Annotated in this window: 19 protein-coding genes and 1 tRNA gene; 14 read left to right on the top strand and 6 right to left on the bottom strand. The window is 61.1% G+C overall.

The window, feature by feature from the left end; all coding sequences use genetic code 11:
* Positions 1–46 precede the first annotated feature (46 nt).
* Complete coding sequence (locus AC1D17_RS03735) at positions 47–223, top strand: hypothetical protein (protein WP_477564080.1); 177 nt, start codon at positions 47–49, stop codon at positions 221–223.
* A gap of 322 nt (positions 224–545) precedes the next feature.
* Complete coding sequence (locus AC1D17_RS03730; protein ID WP_477564079.1) at positions 546–1523, top strand: alpha/beta fold hydrolase; 978 nt, start codon at positions 546–548, stop codon at positions 1521–1523.
* Positions 1524–1540: 17 nt separating this feature from the next.
* On the opposite strand, the gene hisN is transcribed toward AC1D17_RS03730, so the two are convergent.
* Positions 1541–2314, bottom strand: a complete 774-nt coding sequence (gene hisN, locus AC1D17_RS03725; RefSeq protein ID WP_477564078.1) for a histidinol-phosphatase — start codon at positions 2312–2314, stop codon at positions 1541–1543.
* Between the two features lie 41 nt (positions 2315–2355).
* Between hisN and AC1D17_RS03720 the strand changes: the two genes are divergently transcribed.
* The gene (locus tag AC1D17_RS03720) at positions 2356–2559 is read left to right on the top strand and encodes a hypothetical protein (RefSeq protein WP_477564077.1); all 204 of its coding nucleotides are present in this window, start codon (positions 2356–2358) and stop codon (positions 2557–2559) included.
* A 151-nt stretch (positions 2560–2710) separates the two neighbouring features.
* Here the strand turns inward: AC1D17_RS03720 and AC1D17_RS03715 are convergent, their stop codons facing one another.
* Positions 2711–3595, bottom strand: a complete 885-nt coding sequence (locus AC1D17_RS03715; RefSeq protein WP_477564076.1) for an N-formylglutamate amidohydrolase — start codon at positions 3593–3595, stop codon at positions 2711–2713.
* A gap of 195 nt (positions 3596–3790) precedes the next feature.
* On the opposite strand from AC1D17_RS03715, the gene cpdR1 reads away from it, so the two are divergent.
* The 5 genes from cpdR1 to ilvD all read left to right on the top strand — a co-directional run bounded on the left by cpdR1 (position 3791) and on the right by ilvD (position 6980).
* Positions 3791–4153 (top strand): response regulator CpdR1, encoded by a 363-nt coding sequence (gene cpdR1, locus AC1D17_RS03710; RefSeq protein ID WP_018327941.1) that lies wholly within the window; start codon positions 3791–3793, stop codon positions 4151–4153.
* 95 nt (positions 4154–4248) lie between these two features.
* A tRNA-Val gene (locus AC1D17_RS03705) sits at positions 4249–4323 on the top strand.
* Between the two features lie 171 nt (positions 4324–4494).
* Positions 4495–4683, top strand: coding sequence for a hypothetical protein (locus AC1D17_RS03700; protein WP_477564075.1), 189 nt, complete (start codon positions 4495–4497; stop codon positions 4681–4683).
* 61 nt (positions 4684–4744) lie between these two features.
* Positions 4745–4993 carry a hypothetical protein gene (locus tag AC1D17_RS03695; protein WP_477564074.1) on the top strand — a complete coding sequence of 83 codons (249 nt, stop codon included), beginning with the start codon at positions 4745–4747 and terminating at the stop codon, positions 4991–4993.
* A 142-nt stretch (positions 4994–5135) separates the two neighbouring features.
* Positions 5136–6980: a dihydroxy-acid dehydratase gene (gene ilvD / locus AC1D17_RS03690; protein ID WP_477564073.1), complete on the top strand. Its 1845-nt coding sequence runs from the start codon at positions 5136–5138 to the stop codon at positions 6978–6980.
* Positions 6981–7160: 180 nt separating this feature from the next.
* On the opposite strand, the gene AC1D17_RS03685 is transcribed toward ilvD, so the two are convergent.
* Positions 7161–7565 (bottom strand): GFA family protein, encoded by a 405-nt coding sequence (locus AC1D17_RS03685; RefSeq protein ID WP_477564072.1) that lies wholly within the window; start codon positions 7563–7565, stop codon positions 7161–7163.
* A gap of 84 nt (positions 7566–7649) precedes the next feature.
* On the opposite strand from AC1D17_RS03685, the gene AC1D17_RS03680 reads away from it, so the two are divergent.
* The gene (locus tag AC1D17_RS03680; protein WP_477564071.1) at positions 7650–8105 is read left to right on the top strand and encodes a MarR family winged helix-turn-helix transcriptional regulator; all 456 of its coding nucleotides are present in this window, start codon (positions 7650–7652) and stop codon (positions 8103–8105) included.
* 256 nt (positions 8106–8361) lie between these two features.
* On the opposite strand, the gene AC1D17_RS03675 is transcribed toward AC1D17_RS03680, so the two are convergent.
* The 3 genes from AC1D17_RS03675 to AC1D17_RS03665 all read right to left on the bottom strand — a co-directional run bounded on the left by AC1D17_RS03675 (position 8362) and on the right by AC1D17_RS03665 (position 10164).
* Positions 8362–9099: a class I SAM-dependent methyltransferase gene (locus AC1D17_RS03675; protein ID WP_477564070.1), complete on the bottom strand. Its 738-nt coding sequence runs from the start codon at positions 9097–9099 to the stop codon at positions 8362–8364.
* A 159-nt stretch (positions 9100–9258) separates the two neighbouring features.
* Entirely contained in the window at positions 9259–9657 is a 399-nt protein-coding gene (locus AC1D17_RS03670) for a VOC family protein (protein ID WP_477564069.1), read from the bottom strand.
* Between the two features lie 60 nt (positions 9658–9717).
* On the bottom strand, positions 9718–10164 hold the full coding sequence (locus AC1D17_RS03665; RefSeq protein ID WP_477564068.1) for a MarR family winged helix-turn-helix transcriptional regulator: 447 nt from the start codon (positions 10162–10164) through the stop codon (positions 9718–9720).
* Positions 10165–10236: 72 nt separating this feature from the next.
* On the opposite strand from AC1D17_RS03665, the gene AC1D17_RS03660 reads away from it, so the two are divergent.
* The 5 genes from AC1D17_RS03660 to AC1D17_RS03640 all read left to right on the top strand — a co-directional run bounded on the left by AC1D17_RS03660 (position 10237) and on the right by AC1D17_RS03640 (position 16700).
* On the top strand, positions 10237–10968 hold the full coding sequence (locus AC1D17_RS03660; RefSeq protein WP_477564067.1) for a DUF899 domain-containing protein: 732 nt from the start codon (positions 10237–10239) through the stop codon (positions 10966–10968).
* Positions 10969–11004: 36 nt separating this feature from the next.
* The gene (locus tag AC1D17_RS03655) at positions 11005–11484 is read left to right on the top strand and encodes a DUF1579 domain-containing protein (RefSeq protein WP_477564066.1); all 480 of its coding nucleotides are present in this window, start codon (positions 11005–11007) and stop codon (positions 11482–11484) included.
* 59 nt (positions 11485–11543) lie between these two features.
* Positions 11544–12317, top strand: a complete 774-nt coding sequence (locus AC1D17_RS03650) for a VOC family protein (RefSeq protein ID WP_477564065.1) — start codon at positions 11544–11546, stop codon at positions 12315–12317.
* A gap of 214 nt (positions 12318–12531) precedes the next feature.
* Positions 12532–13212, top strand: coding sequence for a redoxin domain-containing protein (locus tag AC1D17_RS03645; protein ID WP_477564064.1), 681 nt, complete (start codon positions 12532–12534; stop codon positions 13210–13212).
* Positions 13213–13370: 158 nt separating this feature from the next.
* Positions 13371–16700, top strand: coding sequence for a transglutaminase family protein (locus tag AC1D17_RS03640; RefSeq protein WP_477564063.1), 3330 nt, complete (start codon positions 13371–13373; stop codon positions 16698–16700).
* Positions 16701–16707: the final 7 nt, after the last annotated feature.

The following is a 16707-nucleotide window of genomic DNA, read 5'->3' as shown; positions in this document are numbered from 1 at the left end:
TGAGCAACTGGTGTGCGATCTTGGTTCTGTCATCCCGTAAGCGGCGATGGCAGAACCGGTGGACGAGCCCGGCTTCGGCGCCCGTAACGATGAAATGGGAATTGTTTTTGCGGCCTTCAAGACCCCGGCAAAACAAGATCGAAACGCCGCCCGCCAACAACCATCCGCCGATAAACGCAGGATGAACGGCCGGTTCCGCAACCATTCAGCTTCAGGACGGTAAAACACCATCATCGGCCCGCGAGGCAGGCAGCGGCGGTGAACGTCCCTTCTCCCACACGCTGTCTGTCCTCGCCTGACCGACTGTCTCTGGCCGGGAACGGTAATCAGTCCCCCACCGTTTCCGGCCCCTTTTTGCCGGGTCCCTTTTCCAGTCCATTTTCTTTGACCGGCCGGACGGCCTCGCCTATCCCTGTTGTCTGGCCTGCACCGTTCCTTAATCGGTATCGTTCAAGGATAGGCCATCACAAATCCGGTGCATTGCCGGTGCACTCTTGTGCCGCCCATAGCACCTTCACAAAGACTTGCCGGACACGGACCCGCTCATGATGCCGACGCTTCATTCCACCCCGGACAATCCGATCCCCGGCAATCACACCGTCGGCTTCTTCGAGGGCGTGGGCAATCGCAAGATCCGCTATGCGGTCTTCAAGTCGGATGCGCCGATCGCCAAGGGCACCGTCGTGCTGCTGCAGGGACGCAACGAATCGATCGAGAAATATGCCGAAACGATCGGCGAACTCACCGCGCGGGGCCTATGGGTAGCAACGTTCGACTGGCGCGGCCAGGCCGGTTCCGAGCGCCTGTTGAAACAGCCGCGCCGCGGCCATGTCCGCCGCTTTTCCGATTATGAACGCGATCTCAATATCTTCCTCGAAAAGATCGTCCTGCCCGATACCCGCCTGCCCTTCTTCATGCTGGCCCATTCGATGGGTGCACTGGTGGCCTTGTCGCAGGCGCCGATGCTCGCCAGCCGAATCGACCGGCTGGCCATCGCCGCTCCCTTCGTGGCACTCGGCGGCCAGAAGGTCGGGCATGGCATGATCAGTTTCATGGCGGCAGTCTTCAGCGTCTGCGGCCTCGGTTTCCTGCCGCTGATGCGCGACAGGAGTTCGCTGCCGTTCTCACAGAACCTTTTGACATCGGATGCAAAACGTTTTGCCCGCAACAAGGCGCTGACCGACATGCACCCCGAACTGGCGCTCGGGCCACCCACCGCCCGCTGGCTGCATGAAACCTTCAAGGCGATCAAACGCATCGCAAGCCGCGAGCACCTGACCCAGATCCGCGTGCCGACCATCATTCTGGCTCCGACGCAGGACAGGCTGGTGCCGCATCTGGCCGTGGAAAATCTCGCCCGCAATTTTCGCGCCGGTCACATGATTCCGATCGACGGCGCCCGCCACGAACTCTTCCAGGAAGCCGACCATTATCGCGCCCAGGCGATCGCCGCCATCGAGGCATTCGTCCCCGGCAGCACCGCGGACATGGCGATGATGGAAGACGAGGACCTGTCGGCCTAGAACCAAATTTCCAGCTGTTAACCCTTGAGGATGGCAAGAGCCTGCGCATGGATTTCGGCGCTGCCGGCCGCGACAATTTCGCCGCCCATTTCCGCCGGGCCGCCGTTCCAGTCGGTGACGATGCCGCCCGCCTGTTCGATCAGTGGAATGATCCCGCCGACATCGTAGGGCTTCAGGCCGCATTCTATGACGAGATCGATATGACCGGCGGCGAGCAGGGCGAAGGCATAGCAATCGCACCCGTAACGGGCCAGTTGTACCTTGCTCTGCACCGCCTCGAAGCGGGTCTTGATGTCGCCGGTATAAAGATGCGGCGAGGTGGTGAACAGGATCGCTTGGCCAAGATCGGCGCAGGGTCGCGTTGAGATCACCTTGTTTTCGCCCGGTCCGCGATAATGCGTGGCCTTGCCATCGGCGAAATAACGCTCGCCGGTAAACGGCTGGTCCATCAGCCCCATCACTGCCTTGCCCTTGTGATAGAGGCCGATCAGCGTACCCCAGACCGGCAGGCCGGAAATGAAGGCGCGGGTGCCGTCGATCGGATCGATCACCCAGACATAATCACGGTCGAGGCCGACATTGCCGAATTCTTCGCCGAGAATGCCATGATCCGGGAAATGCGCCTCGATCAATGCGCGGATCGCCGTCTCGGCGGCGCGATCGCCTTCGGTTACCGGATCGAACCCGGCAGCTTCTTTGTTGGCGACGCTGATGCCGGTGCGAAAGCGCGGCAGGGTTTGCGCCTTTGCAGCATCGGCAAGGCGGTCGAAAAATTCACGGTCCGGCAGCATGAAACCTCACAAAGATCAGGAAATGAAGGCTGGATGTGCTTATGGCACATTTTTTTGAAAAAGAAGTCATCGGTGAAAAAATCGATGAAAATCGCGTGGATTGGCCGATGCGAAGGCAGTCTGCCCTGGAATTTCGAAGAACGCGCCTCAAAAATCAGAAAACCGCAGCAAAACAGGAGGTTTTGCGTCATTCAGCGGCTTTGCGCTTTGACGCGGCGCACCAATTATGGCCAAACCTTGCTTGACAATTGTGCGCTGCAATATTAATTTTTTCCTACAGTCACTTGTGGCTGTAAATACCCTCCTTGGGTGTTTCCTCCCTAGACTTAGCCGCGCCACAAGCGCGGTTTTTTTTGACCTGACGCCACGTACATGTTGTCAGGGAATGGACGGCCGCTATTCGGCAGCAAGCGACGTGCCGGGCGTGTAGGTTTCCACATGCATCGCAAGCCCGGCGAGAAACATCCCGATAGCCTGCGCCAGCATTGGGAAATCCTTCTTCTTCTCAAGCGTTGCCTCATCGACATAGAGACCGCGATTGATCTCGATCTGCAGCGCGTGCAGCCCGCGCGCCGGCCGGCCATAATGCTCGGTAATGAAGCCGCCGGCATAGGGCTTGTTGCGGGCAACGGAAAACCCGAGATCTTCCAGCAGCGACACTGCCGCGCGCGACAGATCGGCCGAGGCGCTGGTGCCGTAGCGGTCACCGATGATGAAATCCGGCCGCTGGCCCGTTCCGGCCAGCCGGATATTGCCCGGCATCGAATGACAATCGATCAGCACCGCCAGCCCGAACTGCACATGCGTGCGGGCAATCAGCCGCCGCAAACAGGCATGATAGGGCTTGTAGATGGTTTCGATCCGCTCCAGCGCTTCGGAGACCGGAAAGCGGCCACGGTAGATTTCCATGTTTTCCGCCACCAGCCGCGGCACGGTACCGAGACCGCCGGCCACCCGCATCGAGCTGATGTTAGCATGCGGCGGCAACGGTCCGTTGAACATGCGCGGATCGAGTTCGTAAGGTTCGCGGTTGACGTCGAGAAAGGCGCGCGGGAAGTGCGCGAGCAGCAGCGGGGCGCCCAGATCCGTCACGGAATGAAACAGTTCATCGACGAAATGGTCTTCCGAACGGCGGATCGACATATCGTCCAAACGGGATTGATCAAGAAAAGAACGGCTGTAAACCCTGCCGCTATGGGGCGAATTGAACACAAAGGGAATGCGCTGCATTTCCGGCTCGCGAACTTCGAACTGTTCGGTTTCGCTGACGTTCTGCGTCATCGCAGCCCTTTTTTACCATGTCACAATCTTGATGCTTGGTGTATGTTGCCAGCAGGCAGCAATCATGTCCATAGTCGTTTCCTGCCTGTGAACGGGGCTTGTCCCCAGGTCTTCACCGGATATTTACCCACATGCGGTTTCATGATGTGATCGCAATTCCCGACATCGACACGTAAGGTGCAACGGCTTTAATCCATGAGTCCAAAAATTCTCCTCGCCGAAGACGATAACGACATGCGCCGGTTCCTGGTGAAAGCCCTGGAAAAGGCCGGCTACAAGGTATTGTCGTTCGACAATGGCGCCAGCGCCTACGACCGGCTGCGCGAAGAGCCGTTTTCGCTTCTTCTGACCGACATCGTCATGCCGGAAATGGACGGCATCGAGCTCGCCCGCCGGGCGACTGAACTCGATCCGGATCTGAAGGTCATGTTCATCACCGGCTTTGCCGCTGTGGCGCTGAACCCTGATTCGAAAGCTCCCAAGGACGCCAAGGTCCTGTCCAAGCCCTTCCATCTGCGCGATCTTGTGGACGAAGTGAACAAGATGCTGGCCGCATAGGCTGCGCCGCAAGGGCCGCAAAACTTCCTGTCAAAAAGCCGAAAAAAGCCTATTGACGCCCCAGGAGGTTTATGGTCTATGCGCCGACATCGGATGGGCGTGTAGCTCAGCGGGAGAGCACTACGTTGACATCGTAGGGGTCACAGGTTCAATCCCTGTCACGCCCACCATCCAGTTTCTAAAGGCCTTTCGGGAAACCGGAAGGCCTTTTTCATTTGGTGCAAACCCGGCGTTTTCCTATACATCGGCAGGCCGGTTGACTTTGCCGCTGGCCGTCCGGATCATGAGGCGGCGCCGGAAGCCCCCTCAATGGAACGCCGCCATCAAGGACACGTTTACCTGTGAACGAACCACGTTATGATCTTCGCCAGGAAAAGAACGGCACCTGGACCGTCATAGACATCGTCACACGCCTGCCCGCAGCCTCGGACGGCCGCGATCTGACCGGCCTCGACCAGGACGATGCGAAGGACATCATGGAAGCGCTCAACAGGGACCACCTCGCCGGACGCAAAAGCCCGCTGGTATAGAGCCTCGTCCGATAAATGAGGGTCCAGACTGAAAATCCCCTCCCGTTTCCGGGGAGGGGATTTGTACAATGGTTTACGTGATGAAATTGCCGGGTTGCAAAGTGTCCAGCACCTGACAATAGAGAATGAAACGCCGCGCGCCGCATCACCCAAACGAGGTAGGCAGGCACCGTTATTCTTCGGAATCAATCAGTTGAGCAGCAATACCGGCCACCGCGCCCGGCAAATTCGGCATATCGGGCCAAATATGCAATTTAAAGGTGCGCAACTTCACTATAGACAATTATTGCGCGCAATTCAGACAGGATGACCGCGCCACCGCCGTCCAAAAAACACGAAATATTGTTACGAAATTCGTGACGCGGGCGCAGTTTTGCGATAGGAACCGCTGCACTTGCGGCCCGTGAACCCTATATCTGCCGTTACCCCAGACAAGATCAAGGAAGACGTCCATGCCTGCCTATCGCTCCCGCACCACCACCCACGGCCGCAATATGGCCGGCGCTCGCGGCCTTTGGCGCGCGACGGGCATGAAGGATGGCGATTTCGGCAAGCCGATTATTGCCGTGGTGAATTCGTTCACCCAGTTCGTGCCCGGCCACGTCCACCTGAAGGACCTTGGCCAGCTGGTTGCGCGCGAGATCGAAGCCAATGGCGGCGTCGCCAAGGAATTCAACACCATCGCCGTCGATGACGGCATCGCCATGGGCCATGACGGCATGCTCTATTCGCTGCCCTCGCGCGAGATCATCGCCGATAGCGTCGAGTATATGGTCAACGCCCACTGCGCCGATGCGATGGTCTGCATTTCCAACTGCGACAAGATCACCCCCGGCATGCTGATGGCGTCGCTGCGCCTCAACATTCCGACGATCTTCGTTTCCGGCGGCCCGATGGAAGCCGGCAAGGTCCTGCTCTCCGACGGCAAGATCCATGCGCTCGATCTGGTCGATGCCATGGTCGCCGCAGCCGACGACAAGATGTCCGACGAGGACGTCAAAACCATCGAGCGCTCCGCCTGCCCGACCTGCGGCTCCTGCTCCGGCATGTTCACCGCCAATTCGATGAACTGTCTGACCGAGGCCCTCGGCCTGTCCCTGCCCGGCAACGGCTCGACGCTGGCGACCCATTCCGACCGCGAAAAACTGTTCCTGGAAGCCGGCCGCCGCATCGTTGGCCTCGCCAAGCGCTACTATGAACAGGACGACGAAACCGCCCTGCCGCGCACCATTGCCTCGAAAGGTGCCTTCGAGAATGCCATGGCGCTCGATATCGCCATGGGCGGCTCGACCAACACCGTGCTGCACATCCTGGCTGCCGCCCACGAAGGCGAAGTCGATTTCACCATGGACGATATCGACCGTCTGTCGCGTAAAGTTCCCTGCCTCTCCAAGGTCGCGCCGGCCAAGGCCGACGTCCATATGGAAGACGTGCACCGGGCCGGCGGCATCATGGCGATCCTGGGCGAACTCAACCGCGCCGGACTGCTCAACGCCGGCCTGCCGACGGTACATGCAAAGACCCTTGGCGACGCCCTGTCGCAGTGGGACATCGCCGTCACCGACAATCCGGCAGCACTGGAACTGTTCAGTGCAGCACCCGGAGGCGTGCCGACGCAGGTCGCCTTCAGCCAGAGCGCCCGCTGGAAGGAACTCGATCTCGACCGCGAAAAGGGCGTCATCCGCGATGCCCAGCATCCGTTCTCCAAGGATGGCGGCCTGGCTGTCCTCAAGGGCAACATCGCCATCAACGGCTGTATCGTGAAGACGGCTGGCGTGGACGAATCGATCCTGAAGTTCTCCGGCCCCGCCCGCGTTTTCGAAAGCCAGGATTCCTCCGTCAAGGCGATCCTTGCCAACGAGGTCAAGGCCGGTGACGTTGTCGTCATCCGCTATGAGGGCCCCAAGGGCGGACCGGGCATGCAGGAAATGCTCTATCCGACCAGCTACCTGAAATCGAAGGGGCTGGGCAAAGCCTGCGCGCTGATCACTGACGGCCGCTTCTCGGGCGGCACATCCGGTCTCTCCATCGGCCACGTCTCGCCGGAAGCCGCCAATGGCGGCCTGATCGGCATCGTGCGCGAAGGCGACATGATCGATATCGACATTCCCAACCGGACGATCTCTTTGCGCGTCGACGAAGCTGAAATCGCCGCCCGCCGCACCGAACAAGACGCCAAGGGCTGGAAACCGGTCGAACAGCGCAAGCGCAAGGTCACCACGGCGCTGAAAGCCTACGCCGCCTTCGCCACCTCGGCAGACCGCGGCGCGGTGCGCGATCTCGGCGACCTCGGCTGAAAAGAGCCGACAGGCCTTCATCAACGATCTACGCACCCCCGGATCCCGGCGGATCCGGGGGTGCTCTTTTTCCTGCCTCGGGAATTGTCCTGGCATGCCCAAACCAGCCCCGCCTGCCAACAATCGACGGGCGCAGATATGGAACGGGCCGTGTTACCCATTCCCCGGCGGTATCGATCGCTACAGATGCCGCGTTTCGGCGGGTGCATGGAACCAGTTGTTGTTGCGTCCGTCCATGTATTTCACCGGGGCCGCGGCGAGAACGGCCGGATCAAGATCATCCAGTGCCGCAACGTTGACGGAATAATAGGCGCCGCCGATTTCCTCGATATAGCCGTGGCCATAGGCGGCGATGCCGCAGGTCCGGCAGAAGCGGTGATGCACGCTGTTGCTGCCGAACTGGTAGTCGGCGATCCCCGTCTCATCCGTCTGCAGGCGGAAGTCTTCGGGCTTGACGATCGCGCCCCAGTAGCGCCGTTTCCAGCAGATCGAGCAGTTGCACTTGCCGGTCCCCGCGTCGAGATCGATATCGGCCTCATAGCGTATCCCGCCGCAATGGCAGCTTCCCTTATAGGTCATTTTCATATCCGCCCTCCCTTGCCTGAAGCCGTACTATATGACAATCTGTTGTCATATTCACATCCTACAGAATGACAATATGTTGTCAATATGAAAAAAACCGATCGAACTGCTGCAGGCGACGCGTTCGCCCTTTTCTCGATATCCGTCATCCGGCTTGCCTCGCATCTGACGGCGGCGGGTGACGCGCTGGCAAAACCGGCCGGCCAGAGCAGCGCCCGCTGGCAGGTGCTGGCAGCGGCAAGCCATGCCAGTATGCCGGTGGCTGAGATCGGCCGGGTGCTCGGCCTCGCACGCCAGGGCGTGCAGCGCATTGCCGATGTTCTGGAGGCGGAAGGCCTGGTACGCTACGAGGACAACCCGGCCCACCAGCGCGCCAAGCTCTTGGTGCTGACCGAGGCGGGACAGGCCGTGCTGCACGACATCCAGACCCGGCAGGCAGCCTGGGCAAATGCGCTCGGCGCGGAGATCGGCCCGGGCGATCTAGAGGCTACGACGGCGGTCCTGACGCGCATCCTCGACGGCCTGGTCAAGACCAAACGTTAGCCGTTACTTATACCAAGTCTCGATGATAGAAACCTATAGGACAGGCTCGATCGGCTTTTCTGGCTAGGAGAGGTCCGCGGAGCGATGCATATGCATCGGTCAAGGATCTCGACGCCGCCAGAAAAGCCGAGAAGCCTGCCGAAGGTGGCCGATGGCCGGTCACTGGCGTTGTTGCGGCGCTTGCCCGATGCGGCGGCATCGCGCTGCCCACCGCGCCTAGCCAGAGACCGGCCATCGGCCATCCTATAGGTCTCTATCATCGAGACTTGGTATTACGCGCGGAAACCAGGAGGAACATCGGCCGCTCGCGCTCTTCCGCCCATTCGGGATGGACGGTGACCTGTTCAAGCGACGGCCCCCATTCCTCGACATGCAGCAGCGTGAAGCCGAGGCCGATCAGGATATTGAGGAGCGTTCCCATCGTCCGGTGCTGCTTCACGACGCCCTTGGCCAGCCAGTCCGTCGTGCGCGGGCCTTCATCGAGATAGCCGTTGACCGGCCAGGTGGCGCGCCCATCAGCATCCTTCGACCAGCCGGGATGCGCCGGTGCCATGTAGATCGGATGCTCGATCGAAAACACCAGCTGGCCGCCGGGCACCAGCGCCGCGTGGACGCGGGCGAGCAGCGCATCGAGATCCTTGAGGTAGTGAAAGGCGAGCGAACTATAGACGAGATCCAAGGATGCTTTTGGCAGTTCCAGCACCTCAAGATCGGCCTTGGCATAGCCGATCGCCGGGTCGGACATTGTCCGCGCCCGCGCCAGCATGTTCTCCGACACATCGAAGCCGAGCACGCTTGCAGCCCCCTCCTCCCAGGCAAACCGACAGAACCAGCCAAAACCACAGCCGAGATCGACGATCCGCTTGCCCTTCAAATCCGGCAGCAGCGCCCGGATTGACGCCCATTCCGCCGCCCCATCGAGCCCCTCGACCGAGCGGCCGAGCCGGCTGTAGCCTTCGAAGAATTCGGGGTTGTCGTAGACGTTCTGGGTCATGCTTCACCAATTCTTGTGCAGTCAGCGGACAGTTACTGACACGCTTTGCTTTGCCTTGTCATGCCGGCCCTTTGTGACCGGCACGGGAAGAGGGAGGAGAGTTTTCGCCTCCAAACCACCCGCGAACACTCGGAGGCAATCGAAGACGCCGACCCACCGTCAATTCGCAGCTTGCGGCTCCATATAGGCCAGTTCCCAGACATGGCCGTCGGGGTCCTGGAAGCTGCAGCCATACATGAAGCCGTAGTCCATCACCGGCCGCCAGGCCTTGCCGCCGAGCGACAGTGCCTTGGCCAGCGTCTCATCCACCTCCTGGCGGCTGCCGGCAGACAGCGCCGTCAGCACTTCCGTCACCTTGCCGGTGTCGCTGATCTCGTCGATGATGAATTCCTTGAAGCGCGCCTCGTGCATCAACATGACGAAGATGTTTTCCTCGACGATCATGCACAGCGTATCGTCGCTGGAAAAATCCGGGTTGAAACGAAACCCGAGCCCGCCGAAAAACGCCTTCGAACGCGAGACGTCCTTGACCGGCAGGTTCACGAAAATCATCCTCATCGGCAGTCTCCTCATTGGTTTTGGGGATTGTCCGCCCTCGAGCGGACAGGAAATCGGCGCTCAGGCAAGCGCAAGAAGGTCCGATCGCAACCGGTCCGGCCGGCCCTCGCCCAGCGCGTCATCGACGTCCTTATGGGTCCTCGTCCACACCGGCATCGCCCGGGAAAGTAGGGCATGGCCTGCCGGCGTCAATCGCATCCGCCGCAACCGGCGATCCTTGGCATCGGTCATCGTTTCCAGAAGTCCGCGCTTTTCCAGCGGCTTCAGTGCCGCCGTCAGCGTGGTACGGTCCATCGCAAGCAGATGCGCAACCGGCCCCATGCCCGGCGGCTCCGGACGATTGAGCGACATCAGCAGTGAAAACTGTCCGTTGGTCAGGTCAAGCGGCCTCAAGGCCTCGTCGAACTTGCGCGCCAATGCCCGCGCCGCGCGCTGCACATGAAGACACAGGCATGTGTCGCGCACATGAAGGGTGGTTTCGAAAGGAATCACGACAGGCTTTGACATGTCATAATAATGTTGATATCAACGTATTTAGTCAAGCGGAATGAAACACGATTTTCTGAGGAGGAATGAACGATGTTGAGCAATCCGGTTGTATCCCGCGATGAATGGCTTGAGGCCCGCCGGGCGCTGCTCGTCACCGAAAAGGAAGAGACGAAACTGCGCGACAAGATCCGCGCCGAACGGCAAAAAATGCCGTGGGTCAAGGTCGACAAGACCTACACATTCGACACGCCGGCCGGCAAAAAGACCCTGGCCGACCTGTTCGACGGCCGCAGCCAGCTGATGATCTACCATTTCATGTTCGGCCCCGACTGGGAGGCCGGCTGCCCGGGCTGCTCCTTCCTTGCCGACCATATCGACGGCACGCTTGCCCATCTCAACAATCACGACGTGACCTATGTCTGCGTCTCGCGCGCGCCGCTCGGCAAGATCGAAGCCTACAAGAAGCGCATGGGCTGGAAATTCCCCTGGGTCTCCTCCTTCGGCAGCGATTTCAATTTCGACTACCATGTCTCCTTCACCAAGGAAGAGCTGGAGAGCGGCAAGGTCTTCTACAATTTCCGCGAAATGTCCGGCGACGATGCCAATGACGAACTGCCGGGCATGAGCGCCTTCATCCGTGACGAGGCCGGCAATGTCTATCATACCTATTCCGACTACGCCCGCGGCGGTGAGGAAATCCTCACCACGCTGATGATCCTCGACCGGGCACCAAAGGGCCGCAACGAAACGTCAACGTTGAGTTTCGTGAAGCGTCACGATGAATATGATGCGCAGCCCAAAGCGCAATCCTGCTGCGCCTGACACGATCTGACCGGCAATCGCGAGGAGAAAGAGGCGATGAAGGCAGAGCTTGTTGACGAACACCGCTGGCTGCAACAGTTGACGGGCAGGTGGCGCCTCACTTTCGATCCCCCGGAGGGAAGCGGCCATCAGGGCGAAGGCGGCGCATGGGAGGAGATCGCCCGCTCGCTCAGTGGCACCTGGGTGGTCGCGGAGGCCGCCGGCACGATGCCGGATGGCAGTTCGGCGACCAATATCCTGTCGTTGGGCTACGACCCGGCAAAGAAGCGATATGTCGGATCCTTCATCAGTTCCGCCATGGCGAACCTTTGGGTCTACGAAGGCACGCTCGATCAGACCGGCAAGGTTCTGACGCTCGACTGCGAAGGCCCCGATCTGGACAATGCCGGGCGGACCGCTAGTTACCAGGACATCATCACGATCAAGGACGAGAACACCCGCAATTTCTCGTCCCGCATCCGGCTTGCCGACGGCACGTGGAAACCGATCATGTCGTGCAATTACAGCCGTATTTGAGCATTCAGAACCGCGTTTTTCCGGCCAGATGGCCACAAACATCAAAAGGGAGAAGTTCAATGAGCAAGGGACATGGCGCGTTCGTCTGGTACGAACTGATGACCACCGATACCAAGGCGGCGGAAGCATTCTACGACAACGTCGTGGGCTGGGGCTCCGTCGATTCCGGCATGCCCGACGCCAACTACACGCTGTTCAAGGCGGGTGACGTGCGCGTCGCTGGTCTGATGACGATGCCTGAGGGCGCCTTGAAGATGAACGCACCGCCCGCCTGGGTCGGTTATATCGGCGTCGATGATGTCGATGCCGCGGCAAGGAAGATCGCCGAACTGGGCGGCATGGTGCATCGCCAGCCCGAGGATATTCCGACGATCGGCCGCTTCGCCATCGTCGCCGATCCGCACGGCGCGGTATTCGCCCTGTTCAAGGGCGCCGGCGGCGAGATGCCCGAGCTGGCGCAGAATGCCAATGGCAATATCGGCTGGCATGAGCTGATGGCCGGCGACCTCGCAGTGGAATTCCCCTTCTACCAGAAGATGTTCGGCTGGGGGAAGGACGAGGCGATGGATATGGGGGAAATGGGCGTCTACCAGATCTTTTCCCACGGCGGCGCCCAGATCGGCGGCATGATGACGAAGCCCGCCACCGTCCCGGCACCGCCCTATTGGGGCTTTTACTTTAACGTCGACGCCCTCGATGCCGCCATCGCACGGTCAACCGCAAAGGGCGGCAAAGTCGTCAACGGCCCGATGGAAGTCCCCGGCGGCTCCTGGGTGGTCAACTGCGTCGATCCGCAAGGCGCCCATTTCAATCTTGTGGCGACGAAGCGCTGAAACGCCGCTCCCATGTCTCTGCGCGCACCGGCAGATCACTGCCGGTGCGTCTTCGCGCTAATGGGTTAAAGCCACTGGCGAATGCATGTCACCCAGGAGTGCAGCGCTGAACCACACTTGGCGGCATCAACATTGAGCGCGGTGCCGACCTGCAACACGTGATATGGTTGAATTTCCGTCGTTCACTTGAACGGCACAAAAAGGGAAATGTCCCATGGGAGACCAGATGCGCCCGCTGCAGCCGGGTGAGCCGGCGCCGGCATTCGTCCTTCCCGCGGCCAACTTCGACGGATTGGTCTCACTCGACAGCCTGCTTGGCCGCTCGTTCCTGATTGGCTTCTTTCGCGGCCTGCACTGCCCGTTCTGCCGGCGTCAGCTTGGGCAGCTTGCCGGCCTACAGCCTGCCCTGCGCGCCGCAGGCGTAGAGATCCTGGCCGTGATCAACACGCCGGTGGAACGCGCCCGCCTGTATTTCCGCTACCAGCCGACGCCGGTCATGCTTCTGTGCGACCCCGATTGTCGCACGCACCGCGCCTTCGGCGTGCCGCGCGGCGAGTTCCTGCCAAATGACAGCAGTGAGCGGCCCGAATGGCCCCACAGCACGACCATGGCGCAATTTAAGGCGGCACGCATCAACCCTACCGGCGAACTGCCGGAACCCTTACACCCGATGGAAGCCAACGTCGTCCTCAACGCCAAGGACGGCTTCGAGCTTGACGAAGCGGATCATGCGATCCTTGCGAACCACGGTACGCAGCTCGTCGGGCACTTCCTGGTCGATGCGGCCGGCATCGTCGGCTGGGCGCAAATCGAGGCGCGCGACGGGCCGAATAGTCTCGGCACCTTCCCGGCCGCAGCGGAGATCATCGCCGCCGTTGCCAGTCTTGGACACTGACCAGCCGTGCACCGCCCCCTGCCCTTACACCGCGCATTCAATACCCTTAGAGGAAATGAATCTTCCCGCCGGGAATTGCGCCTTGCAATCTTACTTCGCATTGCACAAAATCCCCCCAATGGTGGCAAAGACCTACCATCGAGGGGATAAAAATCCGCATGGCGATCAAAGCAAGCATCTATCACCTGACCCACTACAAATATGACAAGCCGGTACGGCTCGGTCCCCAGATCATCCGGCTGAAGCCGGCGGCTCACTCCAAGACCAAGGTCATCAGCCACTCGCTCAAGGTCACTCCGGAAAATCACTTCGTCACGCTGCAGCAGGACCCCTACGGCAACTACCTCTCCCGCTATGTTTTCCCCGATCCGGTCACGGAGTTGAAGATCGAGGTCGATCTCGTCGCCGACATGACGGTCTACAATCCCTTTGACTTCTTCATCGAGGAAGAGGCCGAGACCTTCCCCTTCACCTATCCGCAAGACATCCGCGACGACCTGAAGATCTACATGCAGCCCGAGCCGATGAGCCCGGCACTGCAGGCCTATATCGACACGATCGACCTGACGCCGGCGCGCACAATCGATTTCATCGTCGGGCTGAACGCCCGCCTGCAGCAGAAGGTCAACTACGTCATCCGCATGGAGCCCGGCGTGCAGACGCCGGAGGAGACGCTGCAACTGGCGCTCGGTTCCTGCCGCGATTCCAGCTGGCTGCTCGTCCAGATCCTGCGCAATCTCGGGCTGGCCGCCCGCTTCGTCTCCGGCTACCTGATCCAGCTCGCGCCGGACCTGAAAGCGCTCGACGGTCCGTCCGGCACCGAGGTCGATTTCACCGACCTGCACGCGTGGTGCGAAGTCTATATTCCCGGCGCCGGCTGGGTCGGGCTTGATCCCACTTCCGGCCTGCTCACCGGTGAAAGCCACATTCCGCTGGCCGCCACCCCGCATTACCGCAATGCGGCGCCGATCTCCGGCGGTCTCTATGGCGATGCCAATACCGAATTCGATTTCGCCATGACCGTCAGCCGTGTGGCTGAACATCCGCGCATCACCAAGCCGTTTTCCGAGGAAAGCTGGCAGGCGTTGAATGCGCTCGGCGAGCATGTCGACAAGGTGCTGAATAGCGCCGACGTCCGCCTCACCATGGGCGGCGAACCGACTTTCGTGTCGATTGACGACTTCGAATCGGAGGAATGGAACACCGGCGCCGTCGGCCCGACCAAGCGCGACAAGGCCGACGAACTGATCCGGCGCCTGCGCGAACGTTTCGCGCCGGGCGGTTTCCTGCATTACGGACAGGGCAAGTGGTATCCGGGTGAAAGCCTGCCGCGCTGGACCTTCTCGCTCTATTGGCGCAAGGACGGCATGCCAATCTGGCACAATCCGGAACTGATCGCCGCCGAGGGGCATGACACCGAGGTCACCGACAAGGAGGCTGAGGCACTTCTCACGGGCATCGCCGCCGCGCTTGATATCGAGCCCGGCATGATCATTCCCGCCTTCGAGGATCCGGCAGAATGGATCATCAAGGAAGGCAGCCTGCCGGAAAATGTCGACCCGTCCAACTCCAAGCTGGAAAGCCCGGAAGAACGCGCCCGCATCGCCAAGGTGTTCGAGCGCGGCCTGACGACCGCAACCGGTTATATTCTTCCCGTCCAGGCATGGAACGCCAAGGCCGATGGACGCCGATGGGTCAGCGAGCGCTGGCGCACCCGCCGCGGCAAGATCTTCCTGATCCCCGGCGACAGCCCGATCGGCTTCCGCATGCCGCTCGGCACCCTGCCCTATGTGCCCCCGTCGCAGTATCCCTATATCCACCAGGCCGATCCATCGATCCCGCGTAGCCCGCTGCCCGACTACAGCGCACCGGCCCGAACGCTGGCGCAGGCATCGCGCAAGGCGAGCGAACCGCAGCAGGACCGCAACGAGCAGAATATCGCAGGCTCCGCCGGTGACATCCGCGGCGCCGTGCGCACCGCCATGAGCGTCGAGCCGCGCGACGGCCGTCTGTGCGTCTTCATGCCCCCGGTCGAGCGGATCGAGGACTATCTCGACCTGATCGCAGCAGCCGAAAAGGCAGCCGCCGATCTTGGACTACCGATCCATATCGAAGGCTATTCGCCGCCGCAGGACGAGCGCATCAACGTCATGCGCGTCGCACCCGATCCGGGCGTCATCGAGGTCAACATCCATCCGGCCTCCAACTGGGCCGATTGCGTCGCCATCACCACGGCGATCTATGAGGAAGCCCGCCTCACCCGTCTTGGCGCCGACAAGTTCATGATCGACGGCCGCCACACCGGCACCGGCGGCGGCAACCATGTCGTGGTCGGCGGCGACAATCCCAACAACAGCCCCTTCCTGCGCCGGCCGGATCTTTTGAAAAGCCTGATCCTTCACTGGCAGCGCCACCCGTCGATGTCCTACCTGTTTTCCGGCATGTTCATCGGCCCGACCAGCCAGGCGCCGCGCATCGACGAGGCACGGCACGACACGTTGTATGAGCTGGAAATCGCCATGGCGCAGGTGCCGTTGCCGGGCACGGCTGAGCAGCCTTTGCCCTGGATGGTCGACCGGCTGTTCCGCAATCTTTTGACCGACGTCACCGGCAATACCCATCGCGCGGAAATCTGCATCGACAAGCTGTTTTCCCCGGACGGTCCGACCGGACGCCTCGGTCTCGTCGAATTCCGCGGCTTCGAGATGCCGCCGAATGCGCGCATGTCGCTTGCCCAGCAGCTTCTGGTACGGGCGCTGATCGCCCGCTACTGGCAAAATCCGGCCGAAGGCAAGCTGGTGCGCTGGGGCACGGCGCTGCACGACCGCTTCATGCTGCCGCATTATGTCTGGCAGGATTTCCTCGACGTTCTCAATGACCTGCGCGCCAACGGCTTTGACATCCGCCCGGAATGGTTCGAAGCCCAGCTGGAGTTCCGGTTCCCGTTCTGCGGCGAGGTGGAATACGAAGGCGCCAAGCTGGAACTGCGCCAGGCGCTGGAGCCCTGGCATGTCATGGGCGAGGAAGGGGCACCCGGCGGCACTGTGCGTTATGTCGACAGTTCCGTCGAGCGGCTGCAGGTGAAGCTCGAAACCGCCAATCCGGAACGCTATACCGTCGCCTGCAACGGCCGGGCGCTGCCGCTGACCAAGACCGGCTTCAACGGCGTCGCCGTCGCCGGCGTGCGCTACAAGGCCTGGCAGCCGGCGTCGGGTTTGCACCCGGTTTTGCCGGTTAACACGCCACTTACATTCGACATTTATGATACATGGTCGAAACGTTCGATCGGCGGCTGCATCTATCATGTTGCCCATCCGGGCGGGCGCAGCTACGACACGTTTCCGGTGAACGGCAACGAGGCGGAGGCCCGCAGGCTGGCACGTTTCGAGCCGTGGGGGCACACGGCCGGCGCTTACGCGCTCACGCCGGAAGCCCCATCGGCAGAATTTCCCCTGACGCGCGATTTACGGCGTCCGGCAGGCATATAGGACTTCG

This window comes from Pararhizobium sp. P1_E7, assembly GCF_056405855.1.
This window is presented reverse-complemented; position numbering and strand designations above follow the sequence as displayed.

Excerpts from the sequence above, each read along its gene's own strand:
- AC1D17_RS03735 (WP_477564080.1), top strand. The coding sequence starts at position 47 with ATGGCAGAACCGGTGGACGAGCCCGGCTTCGGCGCCCGTAACGATGAA.
- AC1D17_RS03730 (WP_477564079.1), top strand. The coding sequence starts at position 546 with ATGATGCCGACGCTTCATTCCACCCCGGACAATCCGATCCCCGGCAAT.
- hisN (WP_477564078.1), bottom strand. The coding sequence starts at position 2,314 with ATGCTGCCGGACCGTGAATTTTTCGACCGCCTTGCCGATGCTGCAAAG.
- AC1D17_RS03720 (WP_477564077.1), top strand. The coding sequence starts at position 2,356 with ATGGCACATTTTTTTGAAAAAGAAGTCATCGGTGAAAAAATCGATGAA.
- AC1D17_RS03715 (WP_477564076.1), bottom strand. The coding sequence starts at position 3,595 with ATGACGCAGAACGTCAGCGAAACCGAACAGTTCGAAGTTCGCGAGCCG.
- cpdR1 (WP_018327941.1), top strand. The coding sequence starts at position 3,791 with ATGAGTCCAAAAATTCTCCTCGCCGAAGACGATAACGACATGCGCCGG.
- ilvD (WP_477564073.1), top strand. The coding sequence starts at position 5,136 with ATGCCTGCCTATCGCTCCCGCACCACCACCCACGGCCGCAATATGGCC.
- AC1D17_RS03685 (WP_477564072.1), bottom strand. The coding sequence starts at position 7,565 with ATGAAAATGACCTATAAGGGAAGCTGCCATTGCGGCGGGATACGCTAT.
- AC1D17_RS03680 (WP_477564071.1), top strand. The coding sequence starts at position 7,650 with ATGAAAAAAACCGATCGAACTGCTGCAGGCGACGCGTTCGCCCTTTTC.
- AC1D17_RS03675 (WP_477564070.1), bottom strand. The coding sequence starts at position 9,099 with ATGACCCAGAACGTCTACGACAACCCCGAATTCTTCGAAGGCTACAGC.
- AC1D17_RS03670 (WP_477564069.1), bottom strand. The coding sequence starts at position 9,657 with ATGAGGATGATTTTCGTGAACCTGCCGGTCAAGGACGTCTCGCGTTCG.
- AC1D17_RS03665 (WP_477564068.1), bottom strand. The coding sequence starts at position 10,164 with ATGTCAAAGCCTGTCGTGATTCCTTTCGAAACCACCCTTCATGTGCGC.
- AC1D17_RS03660 (WP_477564067.1), top strand. The coding sequence starts at position 10,237 with ATGTTGAGCAATCCGGTTGTATCCCGCGATGAATGGCTTGAGGCCCGC.
- AC1D17_RS03655 (WP_477564066.1), top strand. The coding sequence starts at position 11,005 with ATGAAGGCAGAGCTTGTTGACGAACACCGCTGGCTGCAACAGTTGACG.
- AC1D17_RS03650 (WP_477564065.1), top strand. The coding sequence starts at position 11,544 with ATGAGCAAGGGACATGGCGCGTTCGTCTGGTACGAACTGATGACCACC.
- AC1D17_RS03645 (WP_477564064.1), top strand. The coding sequence starts at position 12,532 with ATGGGAGACCAGATGCGCCCGCTGCAGCCGGGTGAGCCGGCGCCGGCA.
- AC1D17_RS03640 (WP_477564063.1), top strand. The coding sequence starts at position 13,371 with ATGGCGATCAAAGCAAGCATCTATCACCTGACCCACTACAAATATGAC.